This is a genomic window from Synechococcus sp. HK01-R (genome assembly GCF_014217855.1).
Classification (GTDB): Bacteria; Cyanobacteriota; Cyanobacteriia; order PCC-6307; family Cyanobiaceae; genus Synechococcus_C.
Genome location: NZ_CP059059.1, coordinates 2,315,396 through 2,329,461, shown reverse-complemented (window position 1 = coordinate 2,329,461; position 14,066 = coordinate 2,315,396). Strand labels below are relative to the sequence as shown.

The window sequence follows — 14,066 nt, the reverse complement described above, 5'->3', positions numbered from 1 at the left end:
GAAGCTCAGTTTCGTTTTACTCAGACGCCGATTGTTCCGCCGCTGAGCGCGTGAGTGGAATCGCGATGCCTGGAGTCGGCACCACCACGGGGTCAGTCTCAGACCCCTCCGGCACTTCACGGGGTCCCTCGCCCCCTTGCAGCAGGCTGCTGATCAGACCGCTGAAGCGCACGTCGCCGCCGGTGGTGCTGGCCAGCACGCGCTCGGGTTGGAATCGCTGCATGAGTTCGGGCAGCACCTTCGCACCGGTGATGAAGTCACCCAGCAGCGGCAGACCCAAGTCCACGACCGGAGTGATCACTGTGTCGATCGATCGTTTCGGCAGCTTGGGATCGAGTACGCCGTGGGGCTCGAGGTACAGCGACCCCTCGGTCCAATCGAGCAGGTAGCCGTTCTCCACGGTGGGCACTGCCGCCCCCGCAGTCGCTTGCACCGTGAGCTTTCCAACACGCGTGTGCTCGCCCGGTTGCAGGCTGGTGATGGAGCTGAAGCCGAGTCGCTGGGCGACCCGAGCTGCCGCTGGCGATGCCACGACTGGAAGGGTCTTCGGCAGCAATTGCAACGTGTCGGGGTGGGCGTGGTCCGCCAGGCCCTGGGTGAGCAGCAGCAGATCGAGGCTTTCCGGGACTGTGATCTCCTGGGGAAGTTCACCCTTAAGCAGCCAAGGTCCTGGAGGGAAAACCAGATCGCCTTTCAGCCAAGGATCCACCAGCACGCGCAGGCCGCTGATCTCCAGCAGCCAGCCATTGGCTCCGAAATAGGTGGCCTGATCGCTCATGGTTGCTGCACAGCAGGGGGTTGGAGGGATTCATCCATGCCCAGATCCATCTCCCCGATCCAGACGACCATCGCAATCAGGGCGCCGATCGCACCGATCAGCAGCAACCAGCGGCGGGCGTTCATAGGGGAGTGCGGAGTGGCACGACCGTAGAGGGTTCAGCTCAGAACGGCGAGGGCGACGCCAGAGACGGCCAACAACGATGCGATCACCCCGGCGCTGCTGGGATGGTCGCCCTCCAGTCTGGAGACCAACAAGGCCATCACCGGAGAGGTGCCCAGCAGCGTCACCCCCACCCCCAGGGGCAGGCGTTGCAGCACCACCTGCTGCAGCAGGATCCCCAGATTGGTGCCCAGCAAGGTGGCAAGCAGCACCCGAGGCCAGCGGATCTGTTTGGGGCGCGGACGCGGGATGATTGGCCCGATGCGTAGCCAGGGGAGCAGCAGCAGCAGGCCTCCCAGCAGACGGGTCGCAGCACTCTGCAATGGGCTCAGATCGCTTGAGATCAGCACGCTGCGAGACAGGGCCGCTCCGCTCACCCCGCAGAGCACGGCAGCGATGGCGCAGAGCAGCCCGAGCCGTTGGCTCGCTTGCGAGCGGTCGGCCTGGCCCGTGGCATCGGGCGGGTTTTGATTGGCGATCAGCAGCACTGAGAGCGTGACCAGAGCAGCACCCAACCAAGCAAGGGCGGAAATCTGCTCGCCCAAGGCGACGACACCACCAACTGCTGCAGCAATCGGTGAGAGGGCATCGACCGTGAGGGTGCGGCGGGTGCCGAGGCGGCGTAGGGCCGCCAGATAAAAACTGTCGCCAAGGGCGATGCCCACGCCACCGCTGAGCAGCAGCACGATCAACCCTTGCTTGTCCTGCATCCAGGGCAGGGTCAGCAGCACCGGCAACAGCAGCAGTGTGGCGATCCCGTTTTTGAGCCCGTTGAGCTGCAGTGCCGAGAGTGAGGTGGTCAGCCCGCGCCAGAGACTGCTCGCCAGGGTCCAGGCCAGCGCGGCGATCAGCCCTGCGAGCAATCCCATCAGTGGTTGTTCTGCAGCATCTGGCCCACCAGCAGGCCGATCACTAGGGCACCGGCCCCATGGCCCTGGAGCAGGGTGAGGCCCAGCAGCAGCGCCAGCAGAGGGGATCCCAGCAGCACCGACAAGCTGCCACCCACCACTCCTGAGCTCCAGCTCTCCATGCCACCAATCCATGGCAGCCATTCATGGAAGCCAATGCCGATCGCGCTGCTGGCCAGGATCACCGGAAAGAACTGCCCCCCTCGCCAGCCGGTCTCCAAGCAGCCACCCACCAGCAGCAACTTCACCAGTCCGGAGGCGATCAGTAGCAGTGGGCTGAGCTGCCATTGCCCCAGCACCAAAGGCTTCAGTTGCACCTCTCCAGAGAAAGGGGCCAGGGGTAGGCCCCAAAGGCAGAGCCCCAGCACCAGCCCGGTCACCACCGGACTCCACCAGCAGCGCCCGGTGAGATCCAGCCCATTCAGCCACTGACGCCAGTGCTTCAGGAGCAGTCCACAGAGGGTGCCCACCGCCCCGGCGAGCCCTGCGGCTAGCAGGGCACTCAGGCTTTGTTCCTGATCCTGGGGCCAGCCGTAGGGCACACCCTGCAGGCCACCGCCCAGATCGCTGAGGCCATCGAAGATCACAAATCCGGCGATTCCGCCGAGGGTGGCGGGGAGCCAACGCCAGAGCAGCTGCCAATGGCGTCCCGCTAAGGAGGCTCCACCCACCAGCGGCGAGCGAAACAGGCCAAGGCTGCCGGCCATGGCCGCGGCAATCAGATTCCGATCAGCGCCGCGCCAAATGCGATGGCTGGCCACCGCCACCAATCGCGTCATCAAAGCCTCCGGCCCAAGGGCACCGCCTCCGATCAGGGCGAGGGCACCACCGAGCAACTGTCTGGCGCCATGGCGGGTCTGCAGGCCACTGGGGTGGCGCAGTTCGCTCAGGGTTTCATGCATCTCGGGCAAACGGCTGCCGGCTTGTCGCCGTTGCAGCAGGGCGATCAGCAGGCCGATCCCTCCAGCCCAGAGAAGACACCAGGCCAGGGGCAGCTGACTGGGTTGACCCCGAAGCACGGCTTCGCCCCAGATCTGTCCCTGCAACCTCAGGGTGATCAGCACCACGAGGGCAGCAAGGGCGCCGCCTGCAGCCCCGGCGCCCAGGGAGCGCAAGCTGCCCAGCAGCAGGGAGTGGGAGGTGGCCTTGCTTACCAATGGGGATCGGTGGCCAGCTCCACCGTGAGTTGCCCCGATGCTGCCGCAGGAACGCTGGCGATGCAGGCTCGGATTGTGTTGCCGTTCACGTCCAGTTCGCAGGCGCCGCAGCTGCCGCCGAGGCAGCCTGTGGGGATCGAAAAGCCGGCATCGCGTGCTGCTTGCAGCCAATCCGCTCCAGGGGTGCAGCGGCTGGTCTGTCCATTGGGCCAGTGGATCAACACCTCTTGGTTCATGGCTTCAGCAACGGCTCCAGGTTCACGTGCTGCTCGAAGGCATCGGCGAGGCGATCGAGCAGTGCTTCGCGTTGACGACTGTGGTGGGGTTGCTGTTCGCTCAGTAACGGCAACCCTTTGCGCGTGCGCAGCTGATTGAGCCAGCGCCTGCGCCACGGCCCGCTTTCAAACACTCCGTGCAGATAGGTGCCAGCCACGGAGCCATCCACCCAGCCCAGCTCCTGATCGCTGCAAAGGGATTGGCAGGGTTCCACGGCGGTGGTGCTGCCGCGGTGCAGCTCGAAGCCTTCAATCGAGAGTGTGCGGCTGGCGTCCAAGAGCGGCCAGAGTGCCTGGCTGCTGCGTTGGCGCAGCGCTTTGTTGCCGCCGAAGACGGTGCGCAAGGGCAGCAGGTTCAGTCCTGGAGCACTGCCCGCACCGTTGCTGGCGCCCTCCAGATCCTCCGGGTCGTGGAGCTCGCGGCCGAGCACTTGCATGCCGCCGCAGATTCCGAACACCGCCCCGCCGGCTGCGGCGTAGGCCTGCACTTGCGTGCCAAGGGTGCTGACCTGCAGAGCATCGAGATCGCGCAGGGTTTGCTTACTGCCGGGCACCACGACGGCATCGGGCTTGCCCAGCTCCTCGCCGGGGGCTACCCAACGCAGCTGAACCGTGGGTTCGGCTTCGAGCGGATCGAGATCGGAGAAGTTGCTGAGGGAGGGCAGCTTGAGCACCGCGATCTCCAGTTCGGCGCCGCGTTTGCGGCCCCGGCGCTCCAACAGATCAAGCGAGTCTTCCGGCGGGAACAGTTCATCCAGCCAGGGCATCACCCCCAGCACCGGAATGCCCGTGTTGGCCTCCAGCCAGCGGCGCCCTTCATCGAAGAGTTCACGCCGGCCCCGGAAGCGATTGATCAGCAGGCCTCGGATCAACGGACGCTCCACCGGCCGGAGTAATGCCAGGGTGCCGACCAGCTGCGCGAACACACCGCCGCGCTCAATGTCGGCCACCAGGATGCAGCGGGCGCGCAGGTATTGGGCCAGGCGCAGGTTGGTGAGGTCGCGCGGTTGCAGGTTCACCTCGACGGGGCTGCCGGCGCCTTCTAACACCAGCCGCCCCTCGGGGTAGGCCGCCTGCAGCTCGTTTAGGCCGCTGCGGATCGCGGCCCAGCCGGGGCGAAACCAGTCGCGGTAATAGTGCTCGGCGCGGCAGCTGCCTACTGATTGGCCTAGGTGGATCACCTCGCTGGTGCTGTCGCCCTGGGGTTTGAGCAGCACCGGGTTCATGGCGCATTCGGGTTCGAGGCCCGCCGCCCAGGCTTGCAGGGCCTGGGAGTAGGCCATCTCGCCGCCGGCCTGATCCACCCAGGCGTTGTTGCTCATGTTCTGCCCCTTGAAGGGCAGCGGTGTTTCACCGCGGCGCCGCAACACCCGGCAGAGGGCAGCCGTCATCAACGACTTGCCGGCACCGCTGCTGGTGCCCAGCACCATCAGGGCGGGTGGGATGGTCATGGTGTGACCACGCTGTTGCCTGCAAACCACGCCTTAAGCTCCTCCCAGGGCAGGTCATCAGCTGCCAATCGCTGAATCATGAACACCACGCTCTCATTGCTGCCCTGAAAGCTGAACCCGTTCAGACCGAGAAACACCACAGCCACAAGGAAACCGCTGCGCTTGTTGCCATCCACAAACGGGTGGGCTCGCACGATGGCTTCCGCGTGGGCCGCTGCCAGTTGCGGAATGGTGCTCAGCTCCCCGTAGCTCCAGCGTTGCTGTGGCCTGGCGAGTGCGGCATCCAGGGCGGCCTGGCTTCTGATGCCCTGCAGCCCTCCGTGCTCCAGCGTTTGCTGCCGGTGGCTGGCCTGTACGGCAACGCTAGGGACCCAGCGGGGTTCCGCTGTGTTGCTCAACGGGCCAGCTCTCGCAGGGCTGGCTGAAATTGGCGTGCAGCTGCACTGGCCAGCGCCAGGGCTTCCTCGACCGCTGGATCAAAGGGCGAGAGCAGGATCCCCTGTTCCGTTTCGATCGCCTGCACCCGGTCTCCGGGCGACAGATGAAACCGGCGTGCCATTTCAGCCGGGATCGTGGCACTGAGCGATCCGCCGGCCTGCCGCAAGGTGACTTCTGTTCCCATCACTCCCGATCAGTAGCATAAAGATGCTACTTGCTTTCGTCACAGCCTCGGTCGGTGTCGCCTCAGCCAGTGTTGCAGCCGCTGAGGAAGGGAAGCTCTTGGGATGGCCTCCGGCCAGGCAGTTAGGCAATCGCGGCCCATCGGCGTGAGTCGGACCCGTTCGGTGAGTCCCTGGCCATCCACTTCTCTCCGCAGGACCCCCAGCTGAATCAGCCAGATGAAGTGATCTTCAATGCGGCTGGCTGCTAAGGGGTGGCAGCAGAGTTCACCCCAATCCGGCCGGGCCACCAGCCCCGTGCTGCTGAGCGCTTCCTCCTCGAGAACCTGATAAAAACGCCATGTGAAGGGCAGGCAGCCCATCGCCTGCCGAGCCCGTTGGAGCGCGCGTTGGCTGAGCAGTGGGGATGAGGGGGGGATCACGGCCAAGACTCGCTGGAGTTCATTCTCGGATCTCAAGCCCTTGGGAGCGATCAGTTCAGACTGAGCCGAGTGATTGCTGGCCCGTGCTCCTGCTTGCTTCCGCGTCTCCAGCCCGTCGGCGTCTGCTTGAACAGGCGGCGATCCCCCATCGGGTGCAGGTGAGTGGCGTGGATGAAGACGCGATCCATCACGCTGATCCAGCCCAGCTGGTGCAGTTGCTGGCGAAAGCTAAGGCTGAGGCGGTGCACAGCCAGCTGGAGGCTTCTGGCGACGCTGGTGATCCGATCTCGGCTGTGCTCGGCTGTGATTCCGTGCTCTCCGTCGATGGGGAGGTGTTTGGGAAGCCTGCCGATGCCGACGAGGCGATGGCCCGTTGGCAGCGCATGCGCGGCCATTGGGGCGAGTTGCACACCGGCCACTGTCTGCTGCCGGGCCCTGCCGCTGCAGCAGGCAGCCAACAACGGTGTGTCTGCGTCACCACCCGGGTGTTGTTTTCCCCTCTCACCGATGCAGAGATTGCCGCTTACGTCGACACAGGTGAGCCGTTGCAGTGTGCTGGGGGGTTTGCACTGGAAGGCCGAGGTGGCAGCTGCGTGGAGCGGTTGGATGGCTGCTACTCCAATGTGATCGGCCTGAGCCTGCCGTTGCTGCGGCGTTGGTTGGCACCATTGCCATTTTTTTTCGGCCGTAGCTAAATGAAAGGGTGGCCCTCCTCACACCCTGGCCATGACCCGTTTCAGCTTCGTTGTTGTCAGCGCTTCTTTGCTGCTCGCTGGCCTTCTCCCTCAGGCTTCCGCCATGGAGCCCCTTGTCTTATCCGCCAGCAGTGACGTCTCCCTTGATCAAGGCATCCAGGCGGAGCAAGCCCATTTCAATCGCTCATCCGCGCGCCTCAGTCAGGGCCCGTCGCCCTCTGCAGATCAGGGCAATGACAGCGCTCAGCAGAAGCATCCACAGGCCTACAGCGTGTTGGATCTGAGCTTCTGACCACGCTGAGCGCCCAGCAGTCGTTTTCAGATCCGCGTTCGTCGCTGACGGCAGGGGGGATTGTCAGCAGAGTGCAGACATCGTTCCGGTGCTGCCGTGCTGGCTCCCCACCGTTGGAAGCGCTGTTGGATCGGCGGACTGCTGGCTGCCGTCTGCGCCGTGTTGTTGTGCTGGATTCCCCAGCAGCCGATCCAGGCTTCCGGGCTCTTTCCCCTGCTCAACTCCAGCCCACTCGGCAATGGGGCATCTGTTCCACGCTCTGGTCATGAGGTGTTGGATGCAGGGAGTTATGAGCTGGCCAAGGTGCGCATCCTTGGTGTGCCGGCCCTCACGGTTGCCAGCCCGGTGCTCCGCGATGGCGATGCCCTCGGAGCGCAGCGCCGGGCTGCGGTGATCGAAGGCAACCTGCGTTTGGTCTATGACCCGAACCGGCTCTGCACGGAAGCAGAACGACTGAGCGAGTGGATGCTGGAAAGCCTGCTCGGCGGTCAGGCCAAGGTCTGCACCACCGGCCCTGGGGATGGGGTGTCGATGACCCATGACCCGATCACGGTCACGGTGGAGATGGATGCCGCCGGGAACTATCTGTTGGAAGCGCAGCTGCCAGATCGGCAGCGCCATCTGCCCCTGCTCACGGTGACCCGCGCCGATGCGGAGATGAACGGGGTCACAGTTGAGGTGTTGGCGCAGCGATGGAAAACGCTGCTCGAACGGCGCATCAATCACGCCCGCCTGGCTCTATCTCCTGAGCGCTTGGTTCGGCGCTGGCGCTTCACCTTGGCGGTGGAACTGCTCCTGTTCGGGTTGGTCGCCGCTGTGATCTGGCTCTGGGCCTGGGTTCGCCGTCGACGCTGCTTGCTGCAGCATCGGCGCCATCAGGGCGAACGCAATCGAAAGCTCGAACTCAAGCTCCAGCTCTTGCACACCACCACTCGGGTGTTGATGGTGCTGGTGCTGTTCCTGCTGGTCGTGATGGTGGGTCTTGGGGTGATGGCGATGCCAGGCCGGATCCCGCTGGGGATCGAGCTGCTGCTTCAACCCAGTTTCGTGATCGTCAAGCTGGGGGCCGTGACAGTGGTGGGCCTGTTGCTGAGGGCGTTGAGCACGTTTCTTCTCCACCAGTGGGCTGACAATGTCGATGTGATCGAACAGGAGCGGGCCCGGCGTGATCAGCGGTACCGCAGCCTGCTGAAGGTCTCCCATCGCCTCATTGATGTGGGTTGTGTGGCGGTGTTGGCCATCTGGGTGATCCTTGATATTCCAGGAGTGCGTTCTGCTTCTGTGTCGATCCTGGTGGCTGGCGGTGCCTTGATTGGTGCTCTGGCCTTTGTGTTCCAGGGCCTGCTGCGCGACTTCGTGGCAGGGATGCTGGTGTTGCTTGAGGATCGCTACGCCATCGGCGATTGGGTGGAGGTGGATGGCGTGGAGGGCGAGGTGATCGATGTTGGTCTGTTCAGCACGGCCATGCGTTGCCTTGATCAGCGGGTGGACACGCTGGATAACAGCACGATCAGGCAGTTGCGGAATCACACCAAGCTGCGCTCTGGCAGCCTGATCAAGGTGGTGATCTCACACAGGCAGAGCTCGATCGATCAGGCGATCGCTTTGATCGGCGAGGAGATTGAGCGGTTGATGGGCGATCCGGTTTGGGGAGAGCGCTTGCTCTGCCAGCCGATCCTGCGCGGTGTGCGCCGGATCACCCCGCTCGGCACCCAGCTGGAGGTGTTGCTGATCACCCGTTCCGGCGAACAGTGGGTGACCGAACGGGAGTTTCAGCTGCGCGTGCTGCGCAGTTTTGAGCAGCACGGGGTGGTGTTGGCCGATGGCCTGGAGCTCAGCGCACTTACTTGAACAGATTGTTCAGCAGGTTGCCAACTGCAGCGCCTAAGGCAGCACCGGCGGCTTCCTGATTCGAGCTGCCGCTGTTCTGTGTGGCCACCAGTTTGTAGTTGGCAAAACGGAACACACCAGTGTTGCCATGGTCCACGAAGGTCACCGGCCAGCTGCCACCGAAGGAATCGGTGATGGCGTAGTTACCGCTGCCGTTGTCTTTGAACACGTAGGTCGTGCCGTTCTGGAGCTGAATCTTGTAGCGGTTGCGATCACCCCTCGACACCTGCTTGAGCAGACAGGGTCCATCGAACACCCGTCGCCCACCTTGGCTGAGGCTGCAGTAGCCCGTGTCGGTCGACACCTGTCGATTGCCACTGCTGGAGCTGGCGTTGCTGGCACTCTGATTGCTACTAAAGAGCTGTTTGGTCAAACCTCGCGCCACATTCTTCTCGCCCCAGCCGTCATCCCAGCAGGTGCGCTTCTGGATGCTGCAAGCCTGGCCGGAGCTGAGCCGGAAGTCGTTGTTGGTGGAACCACGACGGTTCTGGAGAAGTCGCTCAGCGGCGAACTGGCCGAAGTAGATCTTGGTGATCGCGATTGATGGGCCATAGCTGTCGTAGCAGGTTTGACCCACCTGGTCGCACACCACCCCGGCTTTGGGATACGTGATGCCCTTGCTCTGGGCGGAGGCAGGAGCAGTTGATATGGATGCACCGACGAAAGCCGCACTCGCAATAAAGCCAAATGCCGAAGCCTTAACGAAGGAGCGCATCTTGCCAATAAAAAGAAAGCCTCAAAATTATAGGAGTAATTTCTGCGTCATGCAGCTTGAGATCAATTCTCTGGTGATTGTTTTGAAGATCGTTCAATGCTGGCATCAAACATTCAAGAGGCTTGGATCCTGATCCTCTTGCGAAATATCAGCGGGCAGTGGATCAGCGGTGTGGCTGGTGTCACTTAAATCAGGCGGAGCCGTGTCGCTGCTGTTCAACTCAGATGGATCGCTGAAGGGATCATCGATGGAGGTCACAGGCACAGCACTGGGGTCTTGAGCTGAGGGCGTCATGGCGTTTTGCTCTTGAATTAGGTCGCCACCATTGGCCTCTGCACTTTGCTCATTCAGTGCAGCTAGGGCGTCTGCATCGGGTTGTTGTAGATCGTTGATAGCCGATATCAAGCTGGAGCCATCGATGACATCGTTTGTTTGTGATGTGTCTGTCAAGGTCAGATCAGGTGGCACTTGGTTTGAATCTGAATCACTGCTCGGTAATTGGACTTCTTCATCAATCCTGGACGAATCAATTGTTTTTATGGGACTTGAATTGGCATCGTTGGCTGCTGTCTCGACGATATCTCCGTGGTCGGTGTGGGTAATTGGCATTGTGGTGGTGTGAATTCTTTTTGCTTCTAGTGCTGCAGTGTTGCTCGATTCGTTGGACTCTTGGCCATTTGTTAAAGCATAGGTTGCATCAGTTGCATCAGTTGCATCAGTTGCATCAGTTGCATCAGTTGCATCAGTTGCAAGGACGCTTTCGTCTTTCTTCTCGCTTGTCTGGTTCGGGTCAGATTTGTCTGCTTGGTCGTAATGATCTTGGGCGCTACTTTTCTGGTCTGGGTTTTCACTGTCGTCTTTCTGTGATTCGATGATTTCAAAGCTGTTTAGTTGTGCGACAAAGTCGATAGTCTCGATTTGTTCTGGTTCGTCCGAGGCAGGTGCTGTTGCGTCATAAGGTCGCGGGTGGTGATTTTGGCTCCATTTATTATTTCCGTCCTGTTGTAGGCCCCAGTGACTGGGTATGTTGTGAACTACGAAGACACTGCCATCCCTAAATTTATATCCGGTTATCGCAGAATTCGGGCTGTTCCCTTGGTGATAAGTTTCAACTACGTCGCCATGGTTGCCATTGTGCCCTCCATCGATCAAGTGAGGTTGTTGCGGTTGCGGTTGCGGTGGGCTTCCTTTGAAAGATAGGCTTGTCCCGACGTTGATAAAAGCTTGATCTAGGGCCTTATCACCATCGGCATCGGTAATGGTGTCTGTACGGGTGAGTTGAATGAGGTTGGCATCACCTAGAGTTTGAGTCTGTGCTCCTTGAGGGTGTTCGATATTACGGTTTTGAGTGAGTGTTGCGACGCCTGTTTGTGAATTAATGCCAAAGGTGAAGGCTTTGTCACCGTTTGGGTTGGCTCCTGATCCGGAGCCGACGCGTCCGATGACCTGACCGTGCTCGAGGTAGAGGTAGACGTGGTGTCCTGTGGCGGTGTCAACAACACCACTGTCTACGCCACTACTTCGAACAGATAAAGCGTAGGAACTGTGGATTGATCCACTACCATCTTCACCGTAGTCGGCAGTTTGAGTGAAATTATCGGAGAAGTTGGTGGTGGAGTGAGTTGGGCCCAGATGATCATTTTGTTTGCCAAGGCTGCTGAGGGCGATGGAAGGTCCGTCATCTTTGAAGGAGACGGCGCCAGAGAGATCAACGGATTGAGACGCTGTATCGCCGTCTTTATCGGTGACGGTGGCGTTGAGCTTGATGGATCCTGGAGAGAGGTTGATGGCCTCATCCGGTGAGGAGGGACCGCCTGTTGGGTGTTGGAGAGCTCGGATCTGATCGAGGGTGACGTTTCCTGAGCTTGAGACGGAGAGTGTGAAGGCTGGTGTGCCTTGTGGGTCAGGTGCTGAGCCGGAGCCGACGCGTCCGATGACCTGACCGTGCTCGAGGTAGAGGAAGACGTGGTGCCCTGTGGCGGTGTCGACGACGCCGCTGTCGGTGCCAGATGCAGATTTCAGGCCGAGTGAGTAAGCGACGGATTGTTGCCCATCAGCACCAGGGTCGATGGTGAAGAGGGAACTGAAGTTTTCGGAGTCATCTTTGTTGAGGTCGGTTTCGTCGACTTGCAGGGAGTCAGCTACAGCGGCCTTGGTTGTGATTGAGGGCCCTGAATCCTTAAAGGCAAAGATGCCTTGAGAGGCATCAATGGTTGCGGTTTGCGAGTCACCATCAGTATCGGTGATGGTGGCTTTAATATTTAAGAGACCTTTTGCTGCATTAAGAAGAACTTGTTCATTGTCACTGGTGTTATCACCTTGAAAGATGGGTTTAATTTGATTGAGTACGAGATGATTATTGCCATCAATTGTGATGGTGAAGAGATCCTGTGAGCCGTCAAATGTCCCGCCTTTTGGATAGCCATGAATGACGCCATTTGCATCCTGATGAAGAAGGATTTCAGGACCAGAGGTCGGACCACCGTTTGGATCAAGAGTGAAGAGACCGGACTTGGAGTCTTGCGTTGCAAGAGCGAGTGAATAGGTGATGGAATCACCGTCAGCACTGTGTGTGAAGGCGTTTTGGAAGAGAGGAGCGAGGTTGGTGGAAGGATCAGTGTTGAGGTCGTCGTCATCAGTGACGAGAGGCTGGATTGAACCGAGATTGGCAGGATTTAGCGTCGGAGCATCATCGTGAATACTCAGAGATGACCCAAGCTCGATTTGGGAGCTAGATTGTGCGCGGTCCCCATCCTTATCAACGATCGTATCAGTGCGTTTGAGCGACAGCAGACCTGGCGAAAGGTGCAGTTCTTTGTCTGTATTGGTTGGGTCTGGATGCAGGACAGATCGTTCAGTAGTGAATGTAATATCTCCTGTTTGAGTGGTGCTGATCTTGAATGCTTCTTGTCCGCTGTTTTCTAGTACCCCAGTGACCTCACCTGTTTTTGAATCAATATGTAGAAGAATTCGCTCATGTGTTTCGCTATCGACTAATCCAGAATCCACTCCATCTTTGCTGAGATTAAGTTCGTACACGGACTGAAAGCTTCCTGATCCATCAGCACCGAACTGATGGCTGCCGCTAAAAACGGAGGCGAATGATTGAGTTGATGAGCCGCCTGCTTGTCCGATGAATGTTTCATCAACACCAAGGACTGGAGGATGCCCATTGGCTGTGAGCTGAAGACTTGGAGCGTCGTCTTTGAAGTGAAACACCTGGCCGATACCGATCGTTGCAGATGCCCTGTCTCCACCAGCACTCACAGCTGTTCCGGTGATGGTGATCAGATTTGGGTTTTTGAGTGTGATGCTCTCATCTGTGTTGTTTGGGTCGGGGTGCACAATTGAGCGCAGCTGATCCAACTCAATGTTTCCCACCTGATCAGTGGTGATGTGAAAGCCTTCTTTACCGCTTGGGGTGCGCCCGCTGATGCTCCCGTCTGGATTCTGGAATAGCAACAGATGTTCGCCAGTGCTCTCATCAACAAGGCCACTGTCTGTACCTGGCTTTGCGACGCCGATTTTGAAGGTCATCCCACCGACCCCTGTCCCGTTGACTCCGTAGGTGGCTGAGAAATACGCACCGAAGTTGGCGGTTGAGTCTGTTGTTAGGTCTGTTTCATCAACTGTCAGCTCATTCGGAGCTCCAACTACCGAGATCGTGGCTCGGTCTGGAGGCGCCTGAATCCCTTTAGGTGGTTGAGCCGTCTCAGCCTGCGGCTGACTGGATGGTTCCTTAGCGGTTTCGGTTTTATGTCCAGTGTTGGTTTGAGGTGTTTGGCTTCCGCTGTCTCCTGTCGCGGGTGATCCGGCAACAGGTTCTGGTTGGTACGTCGTCGGTTGAATGAGGCCCTGTCCGCCGTTATTGTTTAAAACTTCAATTCCTCCAGAGCCCGCATTTCCACGTGCGCTGTAAAGGGGGACCCCTTCCGTTTGAAGGTTTGGACCAGCATTGCGATCTGGCAAACCATTGCTAGTCCACTCTCTTGAGAGGGGAGCATTGGGCAGTGACGGCGTACTTCCGATGGATTCATATCCGTATTTTTGCTCATCACTGCTCGCTCCTTCGGGAAGAGATGTGATTACCTCGTCACGCTTTTCTCGGTCCCCGTCGTGAAGATTTGCGAGATCAAGAAGTCGTTTTAGTTTTTGAGTAATCAATTCGCTATTTGAGCCCGATTCGACCGAAGGCATGGTGCCATTAAGCTCTTTCATGGCTATCAGCAAGTTTTTCCTTATTGTAGCTTGAATTTGGCTGCCTCCGGATCTTTTACTTTTTTTATTGTTCAATCTCTGAGTGATAGGGGTTTGGCGGGATTTCCGTGCACATAGGCCTGTATCCCTATGCCACTCAAGCCTTGCTCGGGTCGTGGATTCGGGACCGGATTTCGCTTGTCAGTTCGGACTTCTGGCTAGTGGCTTCAGGGCCTTGATTTTGTCTGAATTGACATTTGCTGTGTAGATCTTGCTCTTCTTTCGCGCGTCTTGTATTTGCCTCGCTGCATGATAAAACGTTTTGCTTTGCTCTAAAAGTTCTTTTCCTGAAGGCTTTTGGATAGTGTTTACGCGTTGTTTTGCGTTTTTACTTGGCTGGCGTCGATGTTTTCTTTTTGTCTGGAAGAAAAGTCTGAGGAGAGGTTGTGACCTTGCGGCGACTGTGGATATCCTGCTTTTCGGGAATCTGTTAGATTATTTACA

Annotated in this window: 14 protein-coding genes; 3 read left to right on the top strand and 11 right to left on the bottom strand. The window is 59.3% G+C overall.

Annotation, left to right across the window (positions count from 1 at the left end):
* Nucleotides 1-16: 16 nt before the first annotated feature.
* The 9 genes from H0O21_RS12490 to H0O21_RS12455 are packed head-to-tail and all read right to left on the bottom strand — an operon-like array spanning nucleotide 17 to nucleotide 5,770.
* Nucleotides 17-778 (bottom strand): MBL fold metallo-hydrolase, encoded by a 762-nt coding sequence (locus H0O21_RS12490; RefSeq protein WP_185189866.1) that lies wholly within the window; start codon nucleotides 776-778, stop codon nucleotides 17-19.
* Nucleotides 775-903 carry a hypothetical protein gene (locus H0O21_RS13510; RefSeq protein ID WP_255441031.1) on the bottom strand — a complete coding sequence of 43 codons (129 nt, stop codon included), beginning with the start codon at nucleotides 901-903 and terminating at the stop codon, nucleotides 775-777. The genes H0O21_RS12490 and H0O21_RS13510 overlap by 4 nt, the downstream gene beginning before the upstream one ends.
* Before the next feature lie 33 nt (nucleotides 904-936).
* Nucleotides 937-1,809 carry a DMT family transporter gene (locus H0O21_RS12485; protein WP_131456306.1) on the bottom strand — a complete coding sequence of 291 codons (873 nt, stop codon included), beginning with the start codon at nucleotides 1,807-1,809 and terminating at the stop codon, nucleotides 937-939.
* Nucleotides 1,809-3,005: a chloride channel protein gene (locus tag H0O21_RS12480; RefSeq protein WP_185189865.1), complete on the bottom strand. Its 1,197-nt coding sequence runs from the start codon at nucleotides 3,003-3,005 to the stop codon at nucleotides 1,809-1,811. The genes H0O21_RS12485 and H0O21_RS12480 overlap by 1 nt, the downstream gene beginning before the upstream one ends.
* The gene (locus H0O21_RS12475; RefSeq protein ID WP_131456310.1) at nucleotides 2,999-3,241 is read right to left on the bottom strand and encodes a 2Fe-2S iron-sulfur cluster-binding protein; all 243 of its coding nucleotides are present in this window, start codon (nucleotides 3,239-3,241) and stop codon (nucleotides 2,999-3,001) included. The genes H0O21_RS12480 and H0O21_RS12475 overlap by 7 nt, the downstream gene beginning before the upstream one ends.
* Nucleotides 3,238-4,731 carry a cobyric acid synthase gene (locus H0O21_RS12470; protein WP_185189864.1) on the bottom strand — a complete coding sequence of 498 codons (1,494 nt, stop codon included), beginning with the start codon at nucleotides 4,729-4,731 and terminating at the stop codon, nucleotides 3,238-3,240. The genes H0O21_RS12475 and H0O21_RS12470 overlap by 4 nt, the downstream gene beginning before the upstream one ends.
* Nucleotides 4,728-5,129 (bottom strand): type II toxin-antitoxin system death-on-curing family toxin, encoded by a 402-nt coding sequence (locus H0O21_RS12465; protein ID WP_185189863.1) that lies wholly within the window; start codon nucleotides 5,127-5,129, stop codon nucleotides 4,728-4,730. The genes H0O21_RS12470 and H0O21_RS12465 overlap by 4 nt, the downstream gene beginning before the upstream one ends.
* A complete protein-coding gene (locus H0O21_RS12460) occupies nucleotides 5,126-5,353 on the bottom strand; it encodes an AbrB/MazE/SpoVT family DNA-binding domain-containing protein (protein WP_185189862.1) in 228 nt (75 codons plus the stop codon). The genes H0O21_RS12465 and H0O21_RS12460 overlap by 4 nt, the downstream gene beginning before the upstream one ends.
* Nucleotides 5,354-5,392: 39 nt before the next feature.
* Entirely contained in the window at nucleotides 5,393-5,770 is a 378-nt protein-coding gene (locus H0O21_RS12455) for an Npun_F0494 family protein (protein ID WP_370523116.1), read from the bottom strand.
* A gap of 86 nt (nucleotides 5,771-5,856) precedes the next feature.
* Between H0O21_RS12455 and H0O21_RS12450 the strand changes: the two genes are divergently transcribed.
* From H0O21_RS12450 to H0O21_RS12440, 3 genes are all read left to right on the top strand, one after another.
* Nucleotides 5,857-6,468, top strand: coding sequence for a nucleoside triphosphate pyrophosphatase (locus H0O21_RS12450; protein WP_185189861.1), 612 nt, complete (start codon nucleotides 5,857-5,859; stop codon nucleotides 6,466-6,468).
* Nucleotides 6,469-6,499: 31 nt separating this feature from the next.
* Nucleotides 6,500-6,760 (top strand): hypothetical protein, encoded by a 261-nt coding sequence (locus tag H0O21_RS12445; RefSeq protein WP_185189860.1) that lies wholly within the window; start codon nucleotides 6,500-6,502, stop codon nucleotides 6,758-6,760.
* A 96-nt stretch (nucleotides 6,761-6,856) separates the two neighbouring features.
* Entirely contained in the window at nucleotides 6,857-8,611 is a 1,755-nt protein-coding gene (locus tag H0O21_RS12440; protein ID WP_255441030.1) for a mechanosensitive ion channel family protein, read from the top strand.
* On the opposite strand, the gene H0O21_RS12435 is transcribed toward H0O21_RS12440, so the two are convergent.
* Together H0O21_RS12435 and H0O21_RS12430 are read right to left on the bottom strand one after the other, a co-directional pair.
* The gene (locus tag H0O21_RS12435; protein ID WP_185189859.1) at nucleotides 8,604-9,365 is read right to left on the bottom strand and encodes a YcgJ family protein; all 762 of its coding nucleotides are present in this window, start codon (nucleotides 9,363-9,365) and stop codon (nucleotides 8,604-8,606) included. The genes H0O21_RS12440 and H0O21_RS12435 overlap by 8 nt on opposite strands.
* A gap of 105 nt (nucleotides 9,366-9,470) precedes the next feature.
* The gene (locus H0O21_RS12430) at nucleotides 9,471-13,583 is read right to left on the bottom strand and encodes a DUF5801 repeats-in-toxin domain-containing protein (protein ID WP_185189858.1); all 4,113 of its coding nucleotides are present in this window, start codon (nucleotides 13,581-13,583) and stop codon (nucleotides 9,471-9,473) included.
* Nucleotides 13,584-14,066 lie beyond the last annotated feature (483 nt).